This is a genomic window from Erwinia sp. JH02 (assembly GCF_013074405.1).
GTDB classification, from domain to species: Bacteria; Pseudomonadota; Gammaproteobacteria; order Enterobacterales; family Enterobacteriaceae; genus Erwinia; species Erwinia rhapontici.
In genome coordinates this window covers 79,769-105,079 of sequence record NZ_JABANZ010000007.1, presented here as the reverse complement: position 1 = coordinate 105,079, position 25,311 = coordinate 79,769, and the positions used below count along the sequence as shown (strand labels likewise).

Sequence of the window (25,311 nt, the reverse complement as noted above, 5' to 3'; positions counted from 1 at the left end):
GATCAGAAATGTCTTTAATTAATAGATTATTTTCAACCCGTGTAACAAAATTCATGCTGACAGTGGCATGTTTCATTTTGTTGGTGCTCTTTATTTGGTATTTAGGACCATTTTTCGGATTTGGAGAAACACGGCCATTAGAAAGTGTTGAGCCACGCATCATTTTGATCGTTCTTTCGCTGTTCTGTACGATAGGAATATGGTTCAGATTCCCTCTATTTATTATGGTATTACTGGCACTTAGCTGTACAGTCTGGATCATGGGCCCATACCTTTTAATGGGTAAGTCCTATCCACTTAATAGCATAAATCGTAGAGTGATCGTAATTGGTTGCATACTCGCACTTGCTTTTATTTATGGTGTTTGGAATCTCATTGTTGCTTTAAAGAGAAACCCAAAATTCTTAGATAAATTCATTAAAGATGAAGAGGTAAAAGAAGATTACAATCAAGCTGAAATTTTCTCAATAATTCGAAATGCTAACAATTACATTAAAAATATCAGCAAGAATGCTTCGAAATTTAAGCAGTTTTTCCTGCCAGAAAAGTTCCTTAGCGATCTCCCTTGGTACATGGTAATTGGGACTGAAAATGCCGGTAAAACATCATCAGTACTGTCGTCAGGGCAGAGTTTCCCCGATCCAGAACAATTAAAAAAAATTGCCCGGAAGACGATGGCAACAACCAATTGTGAATGTTGGTTTTCGAATGATGCTCTATTCTTAGATACCGCTGGTAAATATGTTAGTCAGGCGGAAGAAAGTAATAATGAATGGAGCAATATTCTAAATGGCATCAAGAAGTACCGCTCTATAAAAGCCATAAACGGTGTTATTATCAACATTTGTGTTACTGATGTTATGGGGCGCAGCAAGGCTGAATTGTACGATCTTTCAGCTAAAATTAGAGCAAGACTCGATGATACTCGAAAAACGCTTGGAATACACTTCCCGGTCTATGTACTGGTGTCAAAAGTAGATCAACTTTCTGGTTTTTCTGAATACTTCAGGATACTGACAGAGCAGGAACGCGAACAAATTTGGGGCGTCACCTTCCCTTATGGCGAAGAAATGAAAATGCCGGCTTCTGACCTGCGTGAGCGTGTTGACGCGGAACTGGCACTGCTGGAAAATCGTATTGAAGAGAAGATGACATTACGCCAGCAGGAAGAGCTGAATCTTAGCGATAGAAAAAGAATGTACAGCTTCCCTCAGGATTTCCGTGTTCTGTCACAAGAAATATCTGACATGCTGCAAAATATATTTTTCACCTCCAGGTATGACGAAAGCAAAGGTTTCACCAGTTTGCGTGGGTTATATTTCGTCAGTAATCACCAACCTGCTGATGTTTATCTATTAAATAACAGTACGTTAATGCACAAGTGGGATAACTTTGTTCACAGACGCTCCGTTAACGCGGTTGAATCCGTCACAAAGCGATATAATGATGCTGATTTTTTAGTCACTGACAACGCTTATGGCCGCCATTATTTTCTCAAGACCCTATTTTCAGAGATCATCGTTAAAGATGCCCATCTGGTGCGCCATAACTTAAGTGCTGAATCTAAATACCGATTCCAGAACATATTTATACATTGCACATGTATTTTGTTAACTGCATGGCTTATCAATGGTTTCTATCATAGTTATTATAATAATGATGGATACCTCAACACTATTCGTGAAAAAGTGGTTTCCCTAGAAGGTAAAGTTGAAGAGTTTGAGAAAGCAAACAACACAGAGCTAATTCCGACATTGCTATCCATGGCTCAGTACATGCCTGAATATAGTGACCTGGATGTTGAACACCCGCCATTGGACTTCAGGTTCGGCCAATATGTGGGCTGGGATATCACATCAAAATCGACCTCATTATATCACTATTTCTTACAGAGGCTGCTCTTTCCAAATGTGCAAAATGAAGCGCAAGATAAGCTTCAGGATGCACTTCTTGGTGATGATAATGGTGAGATATATACAGCGTTAAAAGCGTACCTGATGCTCAATGGGAAAGGAAAGTTCGATAAGAAATTCCTTATTGATACCATCACTAAGGCCTGGGATGATTCTGGTAAAATTATACCTTACGCTGATAAAGAAATTTTCATTTCTCATTTAGATAATCTGTTTGATTTACCGGAATGGAACCATTATTCACAACCGATAGATGCTGAACTGGTTGCACAGGCAAGGGATGTATTGGGACGTATTTCCCTCAGTGACCGCCTTTATGAACGCATGAAGGTGATTATGCAGGATGATGCCCCAGAAAACCTGACGTTGGATAAAATGACCGATGGTAAAGCCAACCAGATTTTCACCCTGGATGAAGCCGATCATCATGCGACCAGCATTCCTGGATTGTTTACCTATGTCGGTTATCATCAGGTTTTTAAAAAAAAAGTCACCGCCCTTGTTACCAGACTTAATGATGAAGATAGCTGGGTCATGGAAAGTAAACATAACACCTCGTTAGCAGAATTCAGCTCAGCCAGAATGCATGCAGAGTTGGGGCTGCTCGGCTCTGCCATGCTGGCAAACGCTAAACGCATCGATCCTATAAAGCAAAAGATTATGCAGCGTTACTATGATGAATATACCCAACGGTGGAGTCGCTTTCTCAGTGAGATCAGCCTGAATTCAAATCGTTCACAGAATCGAAATGGACAGTTAGCACTGTCCTTTGATATTTACTTGCTGCGGACCATGGTTTCATCAGATTCACCATTGGTGAATCTGGCGCAAAGGGCTGTTGAGGAAACGACACTCTCGGCCTTACAGAACGAAGAGTTAATTGATAGCCGCTCTTCAAATACACGTTTGCTACAAAACGTGAATAAAGCCAATCAGTTGCTGATATCACTAGAGAAAAAGCGGTTATGGGAAGGTGTCGATAGTCACTTCTCCACCCTGCGAGAGTTTGTTACAGGCTCTACACGCCCAAGTGAAAAGGCGGGTAGCACGGCCATGACTGGCAGCCGTTTAAGGAACATCATGGGGGTTCTCCATGACCAGTACACCCTCTTTGTTCTTTCTGATAATGCACTCAAAAGTGGCAATATGCCGACGCTGTCAGATGCAGGCCTTAAGATCAGTGCAGAATCACAAACCTGGCCTGACCCACTAAAGAATATTATTGAACCACTTCTGAATGGTGCTTATAAAAAGGTCAACCATCTGGTTATCTCTGAAAGTAATAAAAAGATAGAAGCGGATCTGGGTGAGGTATGTAGAAACACTCTTGAGGGACGCTATCCTTTTACCAAGAGTCTTGAAGAAGTACGTGTTCGTGATTTTGAACATTTCTTCGCACCTGGTGGCTTGGCTGAGATGTTCTTCAAAAATAATCTGGCTGATAAGGTCAACACGTCCGTCAAACCATGGCGCTATAACAGTGACAATGGAGAGAACGACTCCAGCACACTGAAGACGTTCGAACAGGCCCAGGACATCCGTAATACCTTTTTCCAGAACGGAGAAAGTAAACAAATGTCGATTAACTTCTCGATCTCTGTGCCCTACATGGCACCTACCATCACCCAGCTCAGTATGAATTTCGATGGGACGACGATGGACTACTCACACGGGCCGGTTGCTCCGGAAACATTTACCTGGCCGGGCAGTCGCATGGGTTCCATTGTCAGTATGACCGCCCAGCCAAGAATGGCTGATAAAACCTCCGGCCTGGTTTTCACTGGCCCCTGGGCTCTTTTCCATTGGATGGACAACGTGAAAAAAATCGAAAACTCTTCATCTGCTAACCCTGTCATGGTGTTCTCCTTGAGTAACCGACGCGTGGATATCAAAGCATCAGGAATCACCTATGATGATCGATTAATTACGCGTTTACTGCGGGACTTCCAGTGTCCAGGGTGACCTTTGGTCTGTTTAATTTTCATAAATATTACCAGAGGAGGTGAATATGACATTGCAGATATCTGTTATTGATGATAGTCGCTGGTATCACTGGCGTAGAAAGCATCATCGGAGAATACTTAAATTCTTACAGGATATGGTTGAACCTGAGATTAAAACGCTCTCTCAGGATAATGAACTATCCGATAGTTATCCATGGTGCTTTGTTTTTTCGGCAAAACAACTAAACCGAAAACACTATTACATCGGTGCATTGACTATTTCAAAAAATAACTGTAATAAAGATAGCCTTTGTGTCATTTTTTCTCGACTTCCTTATAATGTTATAGCTTTGGACTTCAAAAGAAAATTTCACATCGCTTTTTGGCAGTCAAGAATACTTGCAGCTCGACAAGGTGAAATGAATGCCAATAAAAAAAACCCTCATTTTTTGGAGTGGATTAAAGCCTTACAGATACACTATTCGCCATTTTTAGAATCTGTTTTAATTCGTAAAAGCTATAGATTCATTAATACATCTGAGCCATTACTGTCAAATTGCCACATTTTGGACAATCAGATACCCATTAATGGTGGAGTGGAATTTATGCCATGGAAAAACTGGCCTGAGTGCATTCAGACCGGAAATTCAGTCTGGCTTTGGCGACAAAGTCGATATGGTCGAATTATCGACTCTAAGAAAATATCGGTACCGATGGATATTACTAACGCCCGCCGTTAGTGGTTATGGATAATCAATTTCGTATAAGGTGATTCTCATGTCACGAACTATTAACTTGTACAGCGCTGCAATGCCTCTCTTGTTAGGGGAACCGGCGTTGGTCCCATCGACGCTTAAAGGTGAAGAGTCATTATCTACACTTTACTCGTACACCATAATGACCAAAACTGCCGCTAATCCCTTGATCCCCTGGCAATCTGCGTCAAACATTGAGATTAAAGATCTCATTGGAAAAGAAATGACGATCGAGATAGAGCTGGATGGCAGCGGCCTTGATGCGGTTACAGGCGTTGGGAAAGGGATACGCGAAATATCAGGGCTGGTGCAGCAGGCGAGATTTCTTGGGCGTGATGCCAATCAGGCCAAGCATGAATTTGTTATCAGACCTTGGCTTTATCTGACTGATCTAACATCAGATTATAAAACTTTTCAGCATATGAATGTGGTCGAGATCATTGATGAAGTGTTATCTGATTATCATTTCCCATTAGATAAACGTCTTAGTGGCAGTTACCCACAGCTCGATTTTCAGGTTCAATATGGTGAAACTGACTTTAACTTCATCCAGCGTTTGATGGAAGAATGGGGCATTTACTGGTTTTTTGAGCACCATGGACATAAGCATAAAATGGTTATTGTCGATCATGTCGGTGCCCACAAAAAATTTAAGAGTGCTGCTTACCATACGCTCAAATATGAACCTGATTTACCGAAGGCAGGTGGAGAGTATGTTACCCGATTCGATCATCAGGAAACTATCACCACAGGTTCATGGGTGACCAACGACTACGACTTCACTAAGTCACGTGCTGATATTATGGCATTGGACAGCAAACCCCGTAAAACCAGTTTTAATGACATGGAAGTTTATCATTGGCCAGGCGATTACGATCAGCCCGGCATTGGTGAGCAATTAGCGAAAGTACGTATTGAGGAATTAGGTGCAATAGGTTCTCGTGCAACTGGATTTGGTGAGTTGCGCGGCGTTGTCTGTGGGTCTAATTTTAATCTCAAAGGATTCCCGGTTAAAAAAGTTAATCGCGAGTATCTCATCATTTCCAGCAAATTAGAAGTTGAAGAAATTGGTCAAGTATCGGGGCAGGAAGATTTTAAATACCAATGCGAATTTACCGTACAGCCGACAACCAAAATTTATCGTCATCCACGAACTGCGATAAAACCTAAGACTCGTGGCCCACAAACAGCCATTGTGGTTGGCCCTCCGGGACAAGATATCTGGACCGATAAATATGGCAGGGTCAAAGTTCATTTTCTGTGGGATCGCTACGGAAAAAATATCGAATCAGACTCATGCTGGCTGCGTGTAAGCCAGGCCTGGGCAGGTAATAATTTTGGTGGAATCAACATTCCTCGTGTTGGTCATGAAGTCATTGTCGACTTTCTTAATGGCGATCCCGACAGACCTCTGATTTTAGGTAGTCTTTACAATAACGTTACGATGCCTCCCTGGGATCTTCCGGCTAATGCCACACAAAGTGGCCTGGTCAGCCGTACTGTCGGTGGCGGACGAACCAACTTCAACGGCGTACGATTTGAAGATAAACCTGGTCTTGAACGCTACTGGGAGCAAGCTGAGCGCGATATGAGCCGCCTGACAAAAGCTAACGAAAAACAGGTTATTGGTGCGAACTCAAATCTTAAGGTTGGCCTTTCCAGGACGAAATTTGTCGGTGGTTTCCAGACAGCAAACATATTGGGCTTCAATAGCCTACTCGTCGGTGGTGTTATGACCACTGTTGTTGGCGCTGCCCAGTCAAATACCGTAGGTGGAGCGAACTCCGTCAACGTAGGTGGTGTTATGGCAACCTGTGTGGGCGGCGCTAACTCACTCGCTGTGGGTGGAGCAAACGCCATCAATGTGGGGGGGGCCATGGCAACTGCCGTAGGCGGTGCCATTTCAACAGTTGTTGGTGGTGCCAGTGCACTGGCAGTGGGTGGTGCAGCTTCAGCCGTTGCCGGGGGAGCTTTCGCAATCAGTTCAGGTGGCATGCTCACCATCTCGGCTTCAAACATTAAAATTGTCGCCGGTGGAAAAATTGTCATACAAGCTGGTGAGGTTGATATTAACCCCGGTGATTGTTGCGATTGTAAAGGCGGCGGTGGCGGCGGTGGCGGTGGTTTTTTACCCGGTTTACCAGGGCTGACAGCGTTTGGATTCATTCCTTTACCGCTACCGTTACCACCCTTGCCAATATTCCCGCCTGTCACTAAGCCTCCAGTAACTGTGCCGCCGGTGACCAAGCCTCCGGTAACCAAACCACCTGTGACCAAGCCGCCGGTAACCAAGCCTCCGGTAACCGAACCGCCTGTGACCAAGCCGCCGGTAACCGAACCGCCTGTAACCAAGCCGCCTGTGACCGAGCCGCCTGTGACCGAGCCGCCTGTGACCGAGCCGCCGGTGACCAAGCCGCCGGTGACCGAGCCGCCTGTGACCGAGCCGCCAGTGACCAAGCCGCCTGTGACCGAGCCGCCAGTGACCAAGCCGCCTGTGACCGAACCGCCGGTGACCGAGCCGCCTGTGACCGAACCGCCGGTGACCGAGCCGCCAGTGACCAAGCCGCCTGTGACCGAACCGCCGGTGACCGAGCCGCCAGTGACCAAGCCGCCTGTGACCGAACCGCCGGTGACCCCGACGTGGGGCCCCTAAGCAACGGGGATAAACACTAAAAGGGCCGGACCTGACTCAAGCCAATCATGGCGAAACAGTTCGGGCCCTTTTTACTTGATCATGAATTAATCAACATGAGGTGATTTATGCAAAATGCAGCCAGAGTTAGTGATGCAGTCTGCCACGGTGGAGTGATTGTTTCAGGTTCAGGCGATACCACGATCAACAGCTCTAACGCCGCTATCACGGGCGGCAGCGTTGCGACCTGTGCCATTCATGGTGCTGCACCGGTTGCTTCCGGTTCGGGATCTGTGTTTATCAATAGTTGCAACGCAGCCCGTCTGGGAGACGTCTGCGGATGCGGTGCCGCAGTCGCCAGTGGTTCTGGTGATGTTTATATCGGTGGATAAATAATGTACTTATCAATCACCTGGCCTGATCAACACTATCGCTTCAAACTTGATGAATCTCATACATCAGAAGCGCGTGTGGGCTTCAACGTCATAAAGGGGGAGTTTTCAGACGAGCATCCTGCTCTACCAGAAGAGAATACTGTGTATTTTTACTGGACACTCGCCGGGTTCGCCGTTTTCAATGCCTGTAGCGATTATGTCTGTATCATTGATGGGATCCCTGTTGAAAAGAACGAAATTCGCACCCTGAATTTAGGTTCAGAAATACAAATAGGCCATTATAATATTCAGGCAGTGGTGAGCGAGAGCACGACGGCTCTTGATGATATGTTCTATACATTGAATGGCTATGAAACCGACAGAAGCAACACTCACATTCCTGAAATAGAAGATATTTTACCGAGTGGCGCTCATTATATTGCCGATCTTAATTACTCAAATGAGATGTTCTCGGAAAGAGTCAGTGAGAATGATGCAATTAAGCCGCTAGAAACTGAATATAAGAAGTTCCTGATTTGGGGGCAGATCAACAGCAATCTTTATAATAAGGATGAAAAAAAATCTCATTACGTTATTAATGATGATGGTTTCTTTGATGCTACCCGATCGGATATGCAATCGAAAACCATCATGGAGTGTATTCTGGATGCTCCTTCACTGATTGATAAAGTCTGGGATGAACTTGAAGTTGCCAACCTGCAGGATGATGTTCTGTATGAAGAAGAAAAATATGAAATATTAATGCTACTGGCGCCGGAAAAATTCACGGCAAAAGAGAAAAAAGTTATACCTGAACTTGCTTTCCAGGATCTTTATAAGATTGGTCTGGACAGTCATTACTAAAATATACTCTGAAGGAAAAGTAGATGGATACTACAAAGTCATTATATGGATCGTTGAAGACCGCCTCACTTGAGGAGGTTCTGGCGAATTGTTTGTCTCAGGTTAAAGCTAAACCTGATGATATCTCCTTACGTGAAACACTCTACAAACTGTACTGTATTGAAGGTTCGTGGCAAAAAGCATTGATGCAACTACAAACCATCGAAGTCATTAATAGTGATTCATTACAAGAAGTGGAAATTGCAAAAAACCTGATATTCAGTGAATTAATCAGAGAAGAAGTGCTGCGTGGCGAACGCTTACCTGGCATGCTCAATCTTGAGTTACCCGAATGGATTAACTTGTTAAATCAGGCAAACAAGTTACTGTCTGACGGAGCGCTGAACGAGCAGGACGAACTGCGTAGCCAGGCTTTCTCATTGGTGAATGGAAGCGCCGGGGAAAGTCCGCACATAGGGTCCTTTTCCTGGATTTCAGACAGTGACGGGCGTATTGGGCCTGCCTGTGAGTTTATCGCTGCCGGTGGTTACCGTTGGGTACCCTTCTCCGAGATAAAATCATTAAGCATTGAAAAACCTAAAGAAATCATCGATCTGATCTGGTCTAAAGCCCATATTCAGACCCATAGCGATGTGTATTACGGTTACATCCCTTCACGCTATCCCCTGATGGAAAATGCCAGTAAGGATGCCAAACTCGGTTTAGTCACAGAGTGGGAAGATGTCTCTGCCACCTGTTCCAAAGGATCAGGACGCAAGGTCATCATTACCGATGCAGGTGATTTCTCTTTACTGGAAAGCGGAAAAATAACGTTTGCCTGAGGATTCAGTGATGGAAAAGAAAAGGCAGTTTTTGCCTACATTACTGGAAAGACTGCAGGATGACGAGCCGAAAAAAAGTAGTGAACGCTTTGATGAATTTTTTTTTGATTCGAGAAAGATGCGATCAATTGTTCAGAAAGATATCGCTACGATGCTGAATAACACCAACATCGAAGACAGTCTTGATGAATACAGGCACAATCTGGTCGCCGATTCAGTGGTAAACTATGGCGTAAGTGCCCTGGTCGGAAGCTTTGCCAATCAGCATCGATGGCATTCGATTGAAAAAAATATCAGAACAGCGATCTTGAGATTTGAAACAAGGATTATTCCTGAATCACTGATGGTGCGTTCGCTACTTACCGAAGAGCACCCCACGAAAAATGGTATGATTCTTTTTGAAATAAGAGGGCTTATTGACTGGCATCCTCATCCAATCGATCTCTGTTTCCACGGACGTTATGATGTAGAAACCTCGCATGCTGAAATAAAAAGCATGTAAATGACAAGATTCCTCACCGTAGCGGAAAGCTGCGCTAGCGGTGAGGGACCTTATTCAGGTCAGACCGCCTTCACGTTTGTCGCTTCAGTCCTCGCGCTTCGCTACCCAGTTAACACAATGGAACGCTCCTCCTTCCCATCTTCCTTTCAGGATGGTTAAATCCGTTATTGACCACTGACCGGAGGTATTATGCTGTCCTCACATACTCTTAGCCTGGCTATCCATCGTAACTGGGTAGATTTGTATGAAACGATCTGGAAACCGGAGTTTTTCCCCAAGTGGGCTTCGGGTCTGAGTCAGGGGCCGCTTGAGCCAGATGGCAATAGCTGGAAAGGGCGTGGCCCACAGGGACCGGTCAAAGTACGCTTCACCGAACATAACCCGTTCTGCATTATGGACCACTATATTGACAGCGGTTATAGCAAAGAAATCTTCGTTCCTATGCGCATTGTCGCCAACGAAGAGGGCTCACAGGTGTTAATCACCGTATTTCGCCAGCCACTGCTGTCGGATGAAAAATTCGCCCAGGAACTGGAATGGGTGAAACGTGATTTACAGGCGCTACATCAGCTGCTGACCACCTGACAGCCAGAGAGACACCGCCGGACTGGCCAATATCAGTCGCAGGCAGATGCGTCGGCACTCATTCAGCGCCGACGTAGTTGCCATAAAAACCAGGGTGCGCCGATCAGTGAGCAAAGTATCCCTGCCGAAACGGGCCACGGCCAGGCGATGTTACGTCCGAGCCAGTCGGCCAGCACCATCAGCGTTGCCCCCAGCAATGCTGCCAACCCAATCTGAGCGGACACACTGCGCGCACCACTGTAGCGAGCAAGCTGTGGAGCGATCAGTCCGACAAAACTCAGCGGCCCGATCAACAACGTACCGCCCGCCGTTAGCGCCGCCGCCAGCAGCAGAATTAACAGACTATGGGTACGCAAATGCAGCCCCAACGACTGCGCGGGCTGTGTGCCCAATCCCAGCAGTTGCAGACCACGCCGGAGCAGCAGCGTCAAAGGAATCAACACGACCGCCAGCCCTGCCCCGAACAACGCAACGCTGGCCGTGATACCTGCGGTCGAGCCAGTGCTCCAGTTCAGCAATTGCAACGCACGCGGGTCACCGCTTAGCATCAGCAGGCTGGTCAGCGCGCCGCTGATACTGGTCAGACACAACCCCACCAGCACCAGACGCTGTGGTTGAAAACCCCGCCGGGCCCCCAGCCACAACATCGCCCCGGTCGCCAGCAGGCTGCCGAGCAGCGCGGCAGGAAACATCCATGATAACGGTCCCGCCAGCATAAACAGTAGCAGTATCGCCAGGGATGCGCCGCTGCTGATGCCCAGCAACTCAGGGCTGGCCAGCGGGTTGCGCGTCAGGCGCTGAATTAACACACCCGCCACCGCCAGCATCGCTCCGGCAGCCAGCGATCCCAGCAGCCGCGGCCAGCGCCACGCCAGCAGCATCCCTTCAGTGAACTGACGATTCCATCCCAGCGACAAGCCGATCGTCAGCAACAGCAGGCACAGGAGTAGTGCGATCTTACGGCCACCCAATGGTGGAGAAAAAGCAGGTACATCCGCTGCGGCCTGAGGAAAACGAATGGTCCGCTGGCGGGACAGCAGCAGCAGGATCAGCGGCGCACTGAATAATGCGGTAATCGCGCCGGTTGGCACATCGCCCGCCGCGGGAGAAAGTGACTGTGCCAGTTGGTCAATCAGCCATAACAGCAATGCCCCAAAGGCCAGGGTCCAGGGTAACTGCTGGCTGAAACGGCGTACGCCCAGCAGCCGCACCAGTGCGGGAGCCGCCAGGCCAATAAAGCTGATAATGCCTAGCTGACTGGTGACCAACGCACTGAGCGCCACGGCGATCAACAGCGTCAGCAGGCGAACGGTCAACGGTGAAGCGCCGAGGCTGGCGGCACTCTGCTCTGACAGACCGATCAGCGTTAACGGTCGAGCCAGCAGCAGGCTGCCACCACTCAGCAGCAGCAACGGCAACAGCAGCAGACGCACACTGTCCCAGCCATTCTGACTGAGTGCCCCCGCCTGCCAGCTGAACAAATCGCTGAGATAGTCGTGGTTAAACATGACCAGCAGCGTAGAAATGGCGCTGGCATACAGGCTCAGTACCATGCCCGCGAGGAGAATGTTCAGCGTCGCCAGCTGCTGCTTCGCCACCAGCAACAGCAGTAACAGAGTGGTGATGCCCGCGCCCACTAGCGCCACCGGTGCCATCCCCCACACCAGCAGACCGGGTGCCAGCACCAGCGCCAGCGCAATCGCCAGATTCGATCCAGCGGCTACGCCAAGAGTGGCAGGTTCGGCCAGCGGATTACGCAGTACCTGCTGGAAAAGCAGACCGGCCAGCGCCAGTGCGCCTCCGGCCAGCAGGCTGATCGTCAGTCGGGGGAGAAAACTGTAGTGCAGCAGCAGGTGACCGTTGCCCTTGTCGTGCAACAACGGCAACAGATGGTGGGCCGTCAGCGCCAGCGCCAACAGCAGCAAACCGCAGAACAGCGCCAGCGGCGCATAGCGTGACATCAGGGTTCACTCAGCAGCCGCAGCGCCAGGCTGTCGGCAAGACGCAGGGCGGTGCGTACACCACCAAACGGAAAAAAGGGGGGCAGCGGGACGGCATCGCCCTGCTGCACCAGAGGAAGATGCTGCCACAACGCGCTGGACTGCCGTGCCTTGCGCAGCCGGTCAGCGGTAGTGGGCAATTCACTATAAAATAGCCGGGTATCAGCCAGAGTCGCCAGACGATCGATGCTGACATTCGCCAACCCAATGCGGTTACCCGGCTGTTGCCAGGCATTTACCAGCCCCAGCCGATCCAGTACGCACTGCACCAGACTGTGCTGACCATAAACCGTGGCATGCTTACCGTCCTGATTGAGCACCGCCACACACACTTTCGGACGCGCACGCGTCGCCAGTTGCTGTCGTAAATCAGCCAGATGCTGGCTGGCCGCATCCAGCAATTGTTGTGCCTGCGCCAAACGATTAAGCCGGGCCGCCAGCGGCAGCAGCCAGTCACACAGCGACTGCCAGGCATCCCCCTCCGCCGGGTAGATATTCACCACTTCCACCGGAGCAATCCGCGCCAGCGCCGCCAGGATTGACGGCGACAGCGCATCACTGAGAATCAGTGATGGCCGCAGTTGGGCAAGATACTCCAGATTGGGTTCCCAGTAAGGGCCGATATCCCTGACCACGGCAGGCAGCACCGGGTCGGGGATGCGGCGGCGAAAATAGCCGCTGTCGGAGATCGCCAGCGGCGTGATCCCGAGCGTCAGCATCAGCTCCGCTGCCGCCCAGTTAATCGCCACAATGCGATCTGTCGCCAGCGGCTGCGCGTACAGATCGCGACTGAACGCCAGCGGTGCCAGCAACAGCGCTTTCAGGCAGTCGCGCCGCCGCCACAATCCCTGTGACATCAGAAGTTATATTTCACGGAACCAATCAACGTACGCTCCTGGCCCGGATAGCAGCTGGTGGTGCCGTCACAGGTGCCAACATACTGATGGTTCAGCAGATTCTGCACATTCATCCCGAAGGTCAGATGCTGGTTAACCTTATACGCAGCGCCCGCATCAACCAGAGCAAAGTTCTTCACCGCCACCGTATTTTCATTATCGCCATACATGCTGCCGACGTAGCGTGCGCCGCTGTTCAGCGTCAGGCCATTCAACACGCCCTGGGTGAAGCCATAGCTCAACCATACTGACGCCATATGTTTCGGGACGTTAGCCTGTTTATTGCCCTGCACGCCGTCATTGCTCTTGGTGATTTCCGTATCGGTATAGCTGTAAGACGCCAGCGCATGCAGATTTTGCGTCAGCTGCGCCTGGGTTTCCCACTCAATACCGCGTGAACGCACTTCGCCCGAGGCCGTCTGGTAACCGGTCGCCAGGCCATTGACCAGTTCGTTGGTCAGCACATTGGTTTTGGTGATTTCAAAGGCTGCCAGCGTCATCAACAGGTCAGCATCGGGCTGGTATTTGATCCCGGCCTCAACCTGGTGTGCCTTACTCGGCGTGAACGTATTATTGCTGCTGTCTGTCCCGCTGTTCGGCGTAAAGGACTCAGCATAACTGATATATGGCGCCAGGCCGTTACCCACCAGCCAGGTCAACCCGGCGCGACCGGTCCAGGCATCTTTATCCAACCAGCTGGTGTTCTCCGTCAGGTTGTTCTGGGTACGCATACTGATATCGTCATGCCGCCCCCCCACGGTCAGCAGCCAGTTCGGCGTCAGGGAGATCTGGTCCTGCGCATAGACGCCAAGCTGGGAGGTGGTCTGATTGTTATTATTCACCAGCGTGGTCGGGTCAGAAATATCCACACCGTACTGTGGCTGGAAGATATTCAGCGTCGGAGCAGCCTGGTTAAAGCGTTTTGCGTTACCGTCCAACCAGCTGTAATCGATGCCGGTCAGCAAGGTGTGATTGATCGTACCAGTGGCAAAATCAGCCTGTAACTGGTTGTCGATGTTGAACGCCTGCATATGCTCATCAAAACGCACAGCATTGCGTGCCTGGGTGCCTGCGGTGTAATCCGTCGCGCCCGGCAGCAAGTTATTGAGGATGGTATCGGTCTGACCAAAACGCAGGTTCTGGCGCAGCTGGATAGCATCATTCAGTTGATGACTAAACTCATAACCCACGGTGAACTGCTCGTTGCGGAAATGGTTATAGCTGTAATCGCCCAGCAGCGTATCGGTGACTTTGCCATCAGGCTCCGTCAATACGGCGATGGTGCCGCCGGAGCTGTCGCGCAGGTAGTCGGCACGCAGCGTCAGGCTGGTGTCGGCATTCGGCAGCCAGGTGAATGAGGGGGCGATATACACGCGATCATCTTTCACTTTCGGGCCGTTGGCGTACTGGAACTGGGTATTGCTGTCGCGCGCTACCCCCACCAGACGGTAGAGATAACGGCTGTCATCATTAATCTTGTCGCTAAGGTCGAACTGCAGCTGGCGGCGGTCGAAGTTGCCAAGCTGCACTTCCACTTCATGCACGCCCTGGGCGGTCGGCAGTTTGCTGACGCGGTTGATAATGCCACCGGCATCACCCAGGCCAAACAGGGTGGATGACGGGCCGCGTACCACATCGATGCGTTCCAGTGCATACGGCTCGGTACGGAAATAGCTGTAGCTGTTGTTGAGCTGGCGCAGACCGTCACGATAGTCGTTAGTGGTTAATGCATTGAAGCCACGAATATAAATCCAGTCATAGCCTTTTGGATCAACGCCGTAGGTTTCGGTTTTTACCCCCGGCACATAGCGCAGTGCTTCCGTCACACTTTGTACGTTCTGGCGGTCCATCTGCTGGCGACTGATCACGGAGACTGACTGCGGGACGTCCAGCAGTGAGCTGTTGGTTTTGGTGGCGCTGCTGGTCTGCTGCGGAACACTGCCGCCCTGCTGGCCGCTGTTGGCGGTGACTGTCAGCGTGTTGCCATCCAGGGTATCGCCCGGCTCGACGGTGACCATATCGTTCTGGCGACTGTAGTGCAGGCCACTGCCCTGTAACAGGCGGTCGAGGGCGCTTTCCAACGTCATGGTGCCGCTCACGGCAGGGGCGGTTTTATTGGCGACCGCCGATGGCGCAACGATAAGCTGAACGCCAGCCTGTTGTGCCAGCGCGTTCAGCGCCGACGACAACGGCTGCTGCGGCAGTGAAACCGCCACGGTTGTACTTGCCGCAGCAGCATAAGGTGCCAGCGTATTCAGTGCGATAGCCAGCGATACTGCGCTGTATTTAAGAGATTTTCCCGGCAGTGCAGCAAAGGTAAACAGAGCCATGTGTCAGTTCCCAAAGGTTATGTAATAAGAATCATTTCCCTTAGTAGACGCATAGGTCGACAAAACCCTGACGTCACATCGCCATTTTTTTTACGACTTTTTTGCTTTGCTGTTACGCGGCACGATCAGTGTGCTGTCACCCTGCTTCTTCAGCATCACCGGCAGCACGGCGGGTAGCGCTCTGGCAAAACTGTCCAGCCGCTGCAATTCGAAACTTCCTGTGATGCGCAAATCCGCCAGCTGCGGATCTGCCTGATAGTTCACCGCTCCGTAGCGGGCGAATTCGGCCAGCGCCAGCGGTAGCGGGGTGTTATCAAAGTTGACTCGCGCCTGCTGCCAGGGGGCGACCGCCTGCGGAGCAATGGCGTTTTCTGCCACCAGCAAACCACGGGCATCACTGCGGCCCTGTTGCCCGGCGCGCAGCACCTGAAGATGAGCATCAGCCTGAGACAGTCCAACGGTTTTCACCAGTCGCCACCAGCTGTATTCCCAGCCTGACAGCGGGCCAACGCGCACGGCACCGGAACGCACTGCGACATCCACCCCTGCCCCACTCATCGAGTGCGGAATATAACGAACGCTGAAGGCGGTGCCGAGTACCGTCACCCGTGACGGGCCACTACGCACCGTCAGAGGGCGTTCTGCCTGATGCGCCACCTGGAAAAAGGCCTGCCCCTGCTCCAGCCACACTTCGCGCCGCTGCGGATAAAAAGCAACACGCAGCCGGGTGCCTGCATCCAGATTCAGTTCACTGCCGTCAGGAAGGGTAATCAGACGCTGTTCGCCGCGTGCAGTGGCGTAGCTCTGTTCGAACTGAGCCGGGGCGAGGCTCTGCCAGGCAGGCCAGACCAGCACCGCCAGCAACAGCATCGCCAGTGCAGGCCAAAGCAGTCGGGTCCGCCGTGTCGGGGCGGACAGTTCGCGCCGGGTTTGCTGGCGCAGGCGGGCAATATCAGCCGCAGGCAACGCACCCAGTTGCTGCCACAGGCGCTGCGCCCGGGCAAACTCAGCAGCATTGTCGTCATCAGCCTGCCAGCGCGCAAACTCCCGCTGCTGCCGGGGCGTTAACTCCGCCTGCTGTTGTAGTAGCCAGTGCTGGGCTTTCTCCGCCCGTTCGGTGCGTGAGGAATCAGAGGTATTCATCGCATTATCCCTTGCTGTCCTGCCAGCGTTCGCTGCATTCCCGGCAGGCCGTCATCGCCCGAATAATATGTTTTTCAACCATATTGGTAGAAATCCCCATCTGCTTCGCCACCTCATTCTGTGAGAGCCCGTCAAAACGGTGCAGCACGAACGCCTGACGACAGCGCGGTGGCAGACTGTCGATAGTCGCCACCAGTTGAGCCGCATACTGGCTGCTTTCGGCCTGAGCCTCAGGCTGCCAGCCGCCGGGTGCGACAATACAGGATTCATCGATGTCATCAAGGTTTTCATGGGATTGACGCTGCTGATGGCGATAGCGGTCGACCAGCAGGTTACGTGCGATGTGATAGAGCAGGCCGCGCGGTGATTGCACCGGCCCACCGGATGGCAACGTCAACGCCCGGCTGAACGTTTCTTGCGTCATCTCCTGGGCGCTGTCGCGGTCGCGCAGCTTACGCGTCAGAAAGCGCAGGACTTCTACGTAATACTGTTCAAACGCTGACACGATAGGTTCTCACTGGCGACAGAGCAAAGCGGCCGCCTGAGCGTAGCATTAAGTTGAATGATAATCATTTTTATTATTACGCGAAAGGAAGAACTATTTTCGGGCAGCCAATGTCATGCAACGTCAATCTACAGCGTGAAATAACGTTGTCAGTCAGCGTTCTGCAAACAATGTAAAACGCCGTCAATTTTCAATCAAATTATTTGATATAGATGAGCAAATCACTCCGCTATCACTACTTCATTAGCAAGCGTAGTATTGCTTTCAACGAGGCAACAAGCCTCAATCATACAAACTTAATAAAGGAACTACCCCATGAAATCCATCAAAACTTTTGCAGCAGTTATCGTGCTTTCTACCGTTTCTTTCGCCAGCTTCGCACAAAGCGTGACAGCAACCGGTTCAACGCTGGACAGCGCAGAAGCCAGTATCGCCGCTCAGGCACAGCAGGCGGGTGCATCGTCTTACAAAATTACTGAAGCCAATACCAACAATGGCGTTCACATGACAGCTGAACTGCTGAAATAACACCGACAGACAGTTTACGGTTATATGCCCGGTCCCTGGATAACAGGGAACGGGCATACCCGATCCTGCAATCAGACAATCACTGGCACATAGTAGTCGATGCGACCGGTAGCGGAACTTCTGATGCGCTGCGGATCGATGCGCTCAATATCGTAGCCATCACGGCGCACCGCGCCCGCTGTCGGCAGAGCATGTTCATAAATCAGCTTGATGAAATCAGCGAACTGCTGCACATCGCCGCTGAAAGTGAAATGCAGATAAGTTTGCTTTTCGATATCCACCTGCACCAAAGGCTCTTCCCCACTTGCCGTATCAGGATCAAAGCAAGCCAGGTACTGCAGGGTGGCGCAATCATCGGCACGCGGGCCACCTTTGATCACATTGGTCAGACCGTACAGCGCGGTGGGTTTTGCCACCGCTGACGCCAGTCGCTCCCGCCATAAAATGGCGCGTTGATCCCAGCAAAAGTGGCAAATGGTATCCAGCGTGAAAGCATAATCCGTCACGCGCCCCTGCAAGGTCATCGCATCCAGCTCGACCAGTTGACCTTCAGGAACAGCCATTTCGCTGAGGTTAATCGGCGGACACAACCCTTTGCATGACCAGTGCAACGCATCACGATACTGTGCGGGCGTCACATTGAAATGGCGCTTGAAGGTTTTGTGGTAGACGTTATGGCTGGAGAAACCGTGCTCACTGCCAACGGAGTCGATCTGTTTATCAAACAGACGCAGCATCACCGCACTGGAGGTCAGCCGCCGCTGACGACAATACGATGCCAGCTTCTGCCCGGTCACCTCTTTGAAAATACGTTGCAGATGCCATTTTGAATAGCCCGACTTTTCAACAAAGTCGTTAATGGTCAGCGGCGTATGGATATTCCCTTCCAGCCAGTGCAGCAGTTGATGAACAACTTCCTGTTTGAAGGTCGTTTTCACGATAAAGGTCGCTCTCTGGTGAGTGTCAGCAAAATGTTTTTCAGGGATAACGCGTCACGAATGCCGCGGGCATTACCCAGTGAATAGGCCAGCCATGCGCCATCGGCCGCCAGTCGTGCCACCTCATGCTGTGGAAGACTGTCCGTCTCGTGGTGGCGTTGCAGTCGCCCCGCCAGCCACAACGACCAGCGTTCACACAGCTCGGGTGATGCCATCATCGACAGCGATAACGGGATCCTCAGGCTTTTCTCCGCCTGTAAAATGTCATCAAACGCCACGCTAATATACGCACGTGTGAAGCAACCGGATGATGGCTCATCAGCGGCCATGACACGGTCAATAGCTTGTTCATTCTCCGCGAGGAAACTTTCGAAGACCGCATCCAGCAGCGCCTGCTTATGGGGAAAATGATGAAAGAACCCGCCTTTCGTCACGCCCGCAGCAGCAGACACGGCCTGAACAGTGACGCCTGTCAGCCCCTCGAGGGCGGCAAGTTCGGCAGCGGAGTGGATCAGCGCCGCCCTGACCTGTTCCGGTTGTTTTTTACGCTTATAACCCCGTTCACAGCAGAGCGCTTCGCGCAGTGAATGAGATGATGTGGGATGTTTAATCATGACGTTTTCGGCTAAAAGATACCACGCGGTATGTTTGCAGAAAGATAGCATAATTTTGGAAATATCTGGTTTTTTTTACCTTTACTGACACCGGCCAAAAATGAAATTTTTAAATCTTATTTTGTGCACAATAAAAAAAATAATCTGATGAGCATCATGTCCTGAGTATTTAGTCCTCTGCCTGTACTGTTGCCCTGTGGGCAGACGTGATAGTTTTTTGTCATTGCTTATATCAGGGAATCCAGGATGAAAAAAACCACATTAACGGACATCGCCCGCGAAGCTGGCGTGGGTGTTGCCACGGTCGACAGGGTACTGAACCGACGAGCTCCCGTTCGCCCGGACACCGAACATCGCGTGGTTCAGGCCGCGTCCCGGCTCGGCTATCGTTTTGATCCTGATTTTCTTAACGTCAGCGCCCCACGCCAGAGTTCAGGTTCGCTGCGGATTGGCGTCATTCTGCTGTCGCGTGACTACTCGTTCTACGATACGTTTTCCCGGGCACTGGAACAGCACGCCGCACCGTATTTACAGGAGGGCACCCGCATTGAATTCGCCTTTCATGATATCCATGCCATTGAAGAAACGGCGGCAACGATTGATGAACTGAGCGATCACGTTAACGTGCTGGCACTGATCGCGCTGGATAATGCGCTCATCCGTCGGGCGGTGGAGAAAGCCACACAAAAAGGCGTAAAAGTATTTACCGTTCTCTCCGATCTCTCGCCCTGTGGCCACGCCGGGTATATCGGCCTGGATAACCGAAAAGCGGGCCGAACCGCCGCATGGGCTGTTCAGCGTCTGAGCGGCCCACCGGGAAAAGTCGGGGTGATTGTCGGTGATAATCGCTTTTTATGTCAGGAAACGTGCGAAATCAGCTTCCGTTCGTACCTGCGGGAATACGCCACCGGCCATACGGTACTGGAACCGGTTAAGAGTTTTGAAAACGTTGAGCGGGGCTATCAGGTCACTGCCGAACTGATTCATCGCCACCCGGAATTGTCCGTGATCTATGCGCCCTGCGGCGGTGTGGAAGGTGTCGTCAATGCCCTGCGTGACAGTGCCCGGCGGCAGGACATTACGTTAATCTGCCACGGCCCGTTGCAGGATGCTCAGCTGGCACTGATCGACGGCACGCTGGATATCATGATAGCCCATCGACTGGACGAGCTGGCCGCCCGCGTCATTGAGGCGATGCAGCAAGCCAGCATCGAGGAACGTGGTGGCTTTATCGCCCTGACCAGCAGTTTCGAATTGATAACCAAAGAGAATTACTGACGCACTGCGGGTCAACAGCGGAATCCGACAGAACTATCGAATAACTCACTGAAATAGCGGAAATGATAGAATATTATCATTCAAAGCTATCAAAAATAGTGAGATCACCATCAAAAAACAAACATTCCATCATTGTAGGTAATGGAATGTTTGTTTGATACTCCCTTCAAATAATAATTGAAGGATCTCCTCCGTGCCTCTATCAACACCAAAACATAACATGGCCTATGTGATGGCGATTTGCGCCGTTGCTGCCCTCGGTGGTCTGCTGTTTGGCTATGATTCGTCGGTCATCTCCGGCGCTATCGAACCTATCAGCCACCACTATCAACTCTCACCTGCCGAAACGGGCTGGGCGGTGTCTAACGTCATCATCGGCTGTGTTATTGGCTGTCTGGTGGCAGGAAAACTGGCTGACCGTTATGGCCGTAAAAAAATGCTGATCGTCACCGCCATTCTGTTTGTGGTCTCCGTTGCCGGCACTGCACTGGCCCCGGACTTCACCACCTTTGTGGTGTTCCGCATTATCGGCGGACTGGGCATCGGCCTTGCCTCGGTGATCTCCCCTATCTACATTGCCGAAGTCGCGCCGAAAGATTATCGCGGTCGGGCCATGACCATGCACATGATCTGCTGCGTTGGCGGCCAGGTGCTGGTCCTGCTGACCAACTACCTGATTGCCAAAAATGCCGATCCAGAGTGGCTGAATGCCTACGGCTGGCGCTGGATGCTGGGTGCCGCCTTTGTTCCCTGCATCCTGTTCTTCCTGTTTGTCGGCTTTATTCCTGAGTCACCCCGCTGGAACGCGATGGTCGGCCGCAACGAGCAGGCACTGAAAACCCTGTCGCGCATCTCCACCCCTGAGCATGCACAACGCGTGATGAACGAGATCCAGGAGTCGCTGCGTTATAACGCCGATAAGCAGGTGAACCGCGAGCGCGTCAGCTTCAACCGTAAGACCTCGATCTTCCTGGTGATTGGCGTTGGCCTGGCCATCTTTAACCAGCTCACCGGCATCAACGTCATCCAGTATTTTGGCCCGACCTTGCTGATGAACGTGACCCATAACATGCAGGAAGCGATGTACATGACCATCTGGCTGGCGGTGCTGCAGTTTGTGGGCGTGGTGGTCGGCATGATGCTGATCGACAAAATGGGACGCAAATCACTGCTGCTGATCGGTTCCCTCGGCTCTGCCGTCTGCCTGCTGATCACCTTCTATACCTTCTACAGCGGCATGACCGGCTGGGTCTCCGTTATCGGCCTGTTCGGCTTTATGTTCCTGTTCGGCGGCACCTGGGGCCAGGTGGTGTGGACGGTGATTGGTGAAATCTTCCCCACCCGCCTGCGCGGTGCTGGCATGGGCTTCTCTATCTGCGCCATGTGGGCCGGTAACTTCTTTGTCAGCCAGTCCTTCCCGATGATGAACCAGAACGCCTATCTCAACGATAACTTCCACGGCGCCTTCCCACTGCTGCTGTTCGCGGTGTGTTCACTGGCTTCCTGGTGGTTTGTGAAAGCTCTGCTGCCTGAAACCAAAGGGGTTTCACTGGAAAAAATGGAAGCGCTGATTCTGGAACGCTTCAACACCCCCCAACAAGAAAGCAAAACAGCCACTCGCTGAGTGCGATTTATTGATAAAGAAAGGACACCGAAATGACTATTCATATTGCTAACGCACCCTGCAGCTGGGGCGTCGATGACCCAAAGAACCCGCACCTGCCGCCGTATGAGAAAGTGCTGAAAGAAGCCGCACAGGCCGGTTACAAGAGCATAGAGCTGGGTCCCTGGACGTATCTGCCAACCGACCCGGCACTGCTGACCGAAAAACTGAACCAGTACGGGCTGACGATTGTGGCGGGCACCATCTTTGACGATCTGGTGAGCGAAGCGAACTTCCCGGCGATGATTGAGCTGACGCATAACCTGTGCCGCAATGTCTCGCAAGTGCCGACGGCAACCCCGACTCACGGCGACAACCTTCCTGCGCCCTACCTGGTGATTATCGACTTTGGCGATGCAGAACGCGCACGTCTTGCCGGGCAGTACGATAAAGCCGTGCGCCTGTCCGACACCGACTGGCAGCGCATGATGAGCCACATCACCGAGATCAGCCGTATCGCCAAAGGGTACGGCGTGCGCCCGGTTATCCATCCGCATGCAGGCGGCAGCATTGAGTTTGCCGATGAATTGGCAAAACTGGTGCAGGACATCCCGCACAGCGTGGCTGGCCTGTGTCTGGATACCGGGCATCTGTACTACGCCGGTATGGACCCGATCCCTGCGCTGGCACAGTACTTTGACCGTATCGACTACCTGCACTTTAAGGATGTTAACGACAAGGTATTCCGCGATGTGATCGCCCGTGAGCTGGACTTCTTCACCGCCTGTGCCGAAGGGGTGATGTGCCCGATTGGCAAAGGGGCCATCGACTACCCGGCAGTGCGTGCCTTCCTGGTCGAACGCCACTACCAGGGCTGGATCACCATTGAACAGGAACGTGACCCGCGCAATGCCGATGGCAGCCTGCACGACGTGACCGAAAGCCTGCGTTACCTCAACTCTGTTGGATTCTGATTAAGGACTTACCATGATTAACGGCATCAAACCTCTCGATCGCTCCCTGCGCTGGGGCATGGTTGGCGGCGGCGGCACCAGCCAGATCGGCTATATCCACCGTTCAGCGGCACTGCGTGACAACACCTTTACCCTGGTGGCGGGCGCATTTGATATTGATGCGGCACGCGGCCGCGCCTTCGGTGAAAGCCTGGGCGTGACGGGCGATCGCTGCTATCCCGATTATCAGACGTTGTTCCAGCAGGAAGCTGGGCGCGCTGACGGCATTGAAGCCGTATCCATCGCCACGCCGAACAACACGCATTTCGCTATCTGTAAAGCCGCGCTGGAATCGGGCCTGCACGTGGTGTGTGAGAAGCCGTTGTGCTTCACCACCGCAGAAGCCAAAGAGCTGGCGGAACTCAGCAAAAAACAGAATAAAATCATCGGTGTCACCTACGGTTATTCAGGCCATCAGCTGATCCAACAGGCGCGCAGCATGATTGCGGAAGGCCTGCTGGGCGATATCCGTATTGTGAATATGTCGTTCTCCCACGGCTTCCACAATGAAGCGGTGGAACTGGCGAACCCCAGCACCCGCTGGCGTGTTGACCCGAAATTTGTCGGGCCAAGCTACGTACTGGGCGATCTGGCCACGCATCCGCTGTTCCTCGCGGAAACCATGCTGCCTGACCTGAAAATCACGCGTCTGATGTGTTCCCGCCAGAGCTTTGTGAAAACCCGTGCGCCGCTGGAAGATAACGCCTTTGTGCTGATGGAATACGACAACGGTGCCGTGGGATCGCTGTGGTGCTCTGCGGTGAACTGCGGATCGATGCATGGTCAGAAGATCCGCGTGATCGGATCGAAAGCCAGTCTGGAGTGGTGGGACGAACAGCCGAACCAGTTACGCTATGAAATTCAGGGCGAGCCGGTACGCATTCTGGAGCGCGGCATGGGCTACCTGGCCCCGCGTGCGCTGGAAGAAGACCGTATCGGTGGCGGCCATCCGGAAGGGTTGTTCGAAGCCTGGTCAAACCTCTATCGTCGCTTTGCCGTAGCAATGGATGCCACCGATCGTGGTGATAAAGCGCTGCTGGCTGACTTCTGGTATCCGGATGTTCATGCGGGTGTTGCCGGTGTGCAGTGGGTTGAGCGCTGTGTTGAGTCGGCCGATGCCGGCGCGACCTGGGTCGATTTCGAATAACGACGCGAGCGGGCGGACCGAAACAGCAGGTCCGCCCCTACAGCAATCGCCTCAACGTAGGGTTCGACCTTTTTTTCCGGTCGAACCCTGCTGATGGTTTTCACTCACCATAATGAATACCTTCTTTATCCAGCTGTTTTTAGCTGAATCTGTAGAACTCATTTTTAACCCTCCGTATTTTCTTTATTTTTTCATTATTTTTACTAAAGACAACCCCTTGAATATGTGTAATAACTCACATTGCGTGAGTTTAACTTTCGCGAATTTTAATTATGACACAATGATTATCGTTCTGGTTCATGATTGCATATCAAATCATAACTTCATCAGTAATTTTACGTTTAAAAAACAAGGAAGGTTTTATGGAATATTTCAAAGGAACGGGGATATATCTTATAAAAGAACAGATATACACCAAGTCAGGATTACCGAGCATTGCAAACACAATAGGCCCAACCTCTATTCAGGTTGTAAAGTCTGTTTATCATTTAATGAGAGAGCAAGAATTGTTTTATAATGATAGCCCGGTGAACTATAGCAATGTAAACACTTGGGGTAAATTCAAAATTTCTTTTGGGATTGGCATTAGTGAAAAAGATAAAAAGAATGGAAAACTAATTTTCAACCTTGAGTATTGCGGTTTTAGTACTTTTATAACTCCAATTGATGGGTTCGATAGAATTTTACCCAGGTGGTTATCTAGCAAACATAAGATCAGTGCGCCAACACCCTACAAGTTCGGAAGGGATCCGATAAGTTCCGTGAATCTTTATGACAGTATAAGATCAAAATTCTTTATTGAAAATGGTGGGGATGGCGCACCTGTTTCCCTGGCGAAGTATAATTCAAAAACAAAAGAGATAATATACATAAATAGTGAGATTGAATTTATATCCATAGCTAAAAAACTAATGAAAATCAAGTAAC

The 25,311-nt window shown here is 51.2% G+C and carries 21 protein-coding genes; 14 read left to right on the top strand and 7 right to left on the bottom strand.

What is annotated here, in order from left to right; genetic code table 11:
- Positions 1 to 8 precede the first annotated feature (8 nt).
- From tssM to HHI26_RS18085, 8 genes are all read left to right on the top strand, one after another.
- Positions 9 to 3,875 carry a type VI secretion system membrane subunit TssM gene (tssM, locus tag HHI26_RS18120; RefSeq protein ID WP_171149469.1) on the top strand — a complete coding sequence of 1,289 codons (3,867 nt, stop codon included), beginning with the start codon at positions 9 to 11 and terminating at the stop codon, positions 3,873 to 3,875.
- A 46-nt stretch (positions 3,876 to 3,921) separates the two neighbouring features.
- Positions 3,922 to 4,596 carry a hypothetical protein gene (locus HHI26_RS18115; RefSeq protein WP_171149468.1) on the top strand — a complete coding sequence of 225 codons (675 nt, stop codon included), beginning with the start codon at positions 3,922 to 3,924 and terminating at the stop codon, positions 4,594 to 4,596.
- Positions 4,597 to 4,633: 37 nt separating this feature from the next.
- Entirely contained in the window at positions 4,634 to 7,264 is a 2,631-nt protein-coding gene (gene tssI / locus HHI26_RS18110; RefSeq protein ID WP_171149467.1) for a type VI secretion system tip protein TssI/VgrG, read from the top strand.
- A gap of 107 nt (positions 7,265 to 7,371) precedes the next feature.
- The gene (locus HHI26_RS18105; protein WP_133844521.1) at positions 7,372 to 7,635 is read left to right on the top strand and encodes a PAAR domain-containing protein; all 264 of its coding nucleotides are present in this window, start codon (positions 7,372 to 7,374) and stop codon (positions 7,633 to 7,635) included.
- A gap of 3 nt (positions 7,636 to 7,638) precedes the next feature.
- On the top strand, positions 7,639 to 8,481 hold the full coding sequence (locus HHI26_RS18100; protein ID WP_171149466.1) for a TagK domain-containing protein: 843 nt from the start codon (positions 7,639 to 7,641) through the stop codon (positions 8,479 to 8,481).
- 23 nt (positions 8,482 to 8,504) lie between these two features.
- Positions 8,505 to 9,302, top strand: a complete 798-nt coding sequence (locus HHI26_RS18095; RefSeq protein WP_133844525.1) for a type VI secretion system accessory protein TagJ — start codon at positions 8,505 to 8,507, stop codon at positions 9,300 to 9,302.
- 10 nt (positions 9,303 to 9,312) lie between these two features.
- Complete coding sequence (locus HHI26_RS18090) at positions 9,313 to 9,804, top strand: GPW/gp25 family protein (protein WP_167864207.1); 492 nt, start codon at positions 9,313 to 9,315, stop codon at positions 9,802 to 9,804.
- A 189-nt stretch (positions 9,805 to 9,993) separates the two neighbouring features.
- Positions 9,994 to 10,389: a polyketide cyclase gene (locus HHI26_RS18085; protein ID WP_133844529.1), complete on the top strand. Its 396-nt coding sequence runs from the start codon at positions 9,994 to 9,996 to the stop codon at positions 10,387 to 10,389.
- Between the two features lie 62 nt (positions 10,390 to 10,451).
- Here HHI26_RS18085 and fhuB read toward each other — a convergent pair whose 3' ends face one another.
- The 5 genes from fhuB to HHI26_RS18060 form a co-directional block, all read right to left on the bottom strand.
- Positions 10,452 to 12,350, bottom strand: coding sequence for a Fe(3+)-hydroxamate ABC transporter permease FhuB (gene fhuB, locus HHI26_RS18080; RefSeq protein ID WP_159338368.1), 1,899 nt, complete (start codon positions 12,348 to 12,350; stop codon positions 10,452 to 10,454).
- Positions 12,350 to 13,246, bottom strand: coding sequence for an ABC transporter substrate-binding protein (locus tag HHI26_RS18075; protein WP_159338367.1), 897 nt, complete (start codon positions 13,244 to 13,246; stop codon positions 12,350 to 12,352). The genes fhuB and HHI26_RS18075 overlap by 1 nt, the downstream gene beginning before the upstream one ends.
- The gene (locus tag HHI26_RS18070; protein WP_133844535.1) at positions 13,246 to 15,615 is read right to left on the bottom strand and encodes a TonB-dependent siderophore receptor; all 2,370 of its coding nucleotides are present in this window, start codon (positions 15,613 to 15,615) and stop codon (positions 13,246 to 13,248) included. The genes HHI26_RS18075 and HHI26_RS18070 overlap by 1 nt, the downstream gene beginning before the upstream one ends.
- A gap of 90 nt (positions 15,616 to 15,705) precedes the next feature.
- A complete protein-coding gene (locus tag HHI26_RS18065; RefSeq protein WP_171149465.1) occupies positions 15,706 to 16,758 on the bottom strand; it encodes a FecR domain-containing protein in 1,053 nt (350 codons plus the stop codon).
- A 4-nt stretch (positions 16,759 to 16,762) separates the two neighbouring features.
- Entirely contained in the window at positions 16,763 to 17,263 is a 501-nt protein-coding gene (locus tag HHI26_RS18060; protein WP_133844539.1) for an RNA polymerase sigma factor, read from the bottom strand.
- Positions 17,264 to 17,578: 315 nt separating this feature from the next.
- Here HHI26_RS18060 and HHI26_RS18055 point away from each other — a divergent pair, with 315 nt between their 5' ends.
- On the top strand, positions 17,579 to 17,791 hold the full coding sequence (locus HHI26_RS18055; RefSeq protein ID WP_133844541.1) for a YdgH/BhsA/McbA-like domain containing protein: 213 nt from the start codon (positions 17,579 to 17,581) through the stop codon (positions 17,789 to 17,791).
- Between the two features lie 71 nt (positions 17,792 to 17,862).
- On the opposite strand, the gene HHI26_RS18050 is transcribed toward HHI26_RS18055, so the two are convergent.
- Entirely contained in the window at positions 17,863 to 18,729 is an 867-nt protein-coding gene (locus HHI26_RS18050) for a helix-turn-helix domain-containing protein (protein WP_133844543.1), read from the bottom strand.
- Positions 18,726 to 19,343, bottom strand: a complete 618-nt coding sequence (locus HHI26_RS18045) for a TetR/AcrR family transcriptional regulator (protein ID WP_171149464.1) — start codon at positions 19,341 to 19,343, stop codon at positions 18,726 to 18,728. Before HHI26_RS18045 ends, HHI26_RS18050 begins: the two co-directional genes overlap by 4 nt.
- Positions 19,344 to 19,589: 246 nt before the next feature.
- On the opposite strand from HHI26_RS18045, the gene HHI26_RS18040 reads away from it, so the two are divergent.
- From HHI26_RS18040 to HHI26_RS25535, 5 genes are all read left to right on the top strand, one after another.
- On the top strand, positions 19,590 to 20,621 hold the full coding sequence (locus HHI26_RS18040) for a LacI family DNA-binding transcriptional regulator (protein ID WP_133844547.1): 1,032 nt from the start codon (positions 19,590 to 19,592) through the stop codon (positions 20,619 to 20,621).
- 193 nt (positions 20,622 to 20,814) lie between these two features.
- Positions 20,815 to 22,245, top strand: a complete 1,431-nt coding sequence (locus HHI26_RS18035; protein ID WP_227535478.1) for a sugar porter family MFS transporter — start codon at positions 20,815 to 20,817, stop codon at positions 22,243 to 22,245.
- 32 nt (positions 22,246 to 22,277) lie between these two features.
- On the top strand, positions 22,278 to 23,198 hold the full coding sequence (locus HHI26_RS18030) for a TIM barrel protein (protein WP_159338364.1): 921 nt from the start codon (positions 22,278 to 22,280) through the stop codon (positions 23,196 to 23,198).
- 13 nt (positions 23,199 to 23,211) lie between these two features.
- Positions 23,212 to 24,384: a Gfo/Idh/MocA family oxidoreductase gene (locus tag HHI26_RS18025; protein WP_133844551.1), complete on the top strand. Its 1,173-nt coding sequence runs from the start codon at positions 23,212 to 23,214 to the stop codon at positions 24,382 to 24,384.
- A gap of 362 nt (positions 24,385 to 24,746) precedes the next feature.
- Entirely contained in the window at positions 24,747 to 25,310 is a 564-nt protein-coding gene (locus HHI26_RS25535; protein ID WP_238337119.1) for a hypothetical protein, read from the top strand.
- Position 25,311 lies beyond the last annotated feature (1 nt).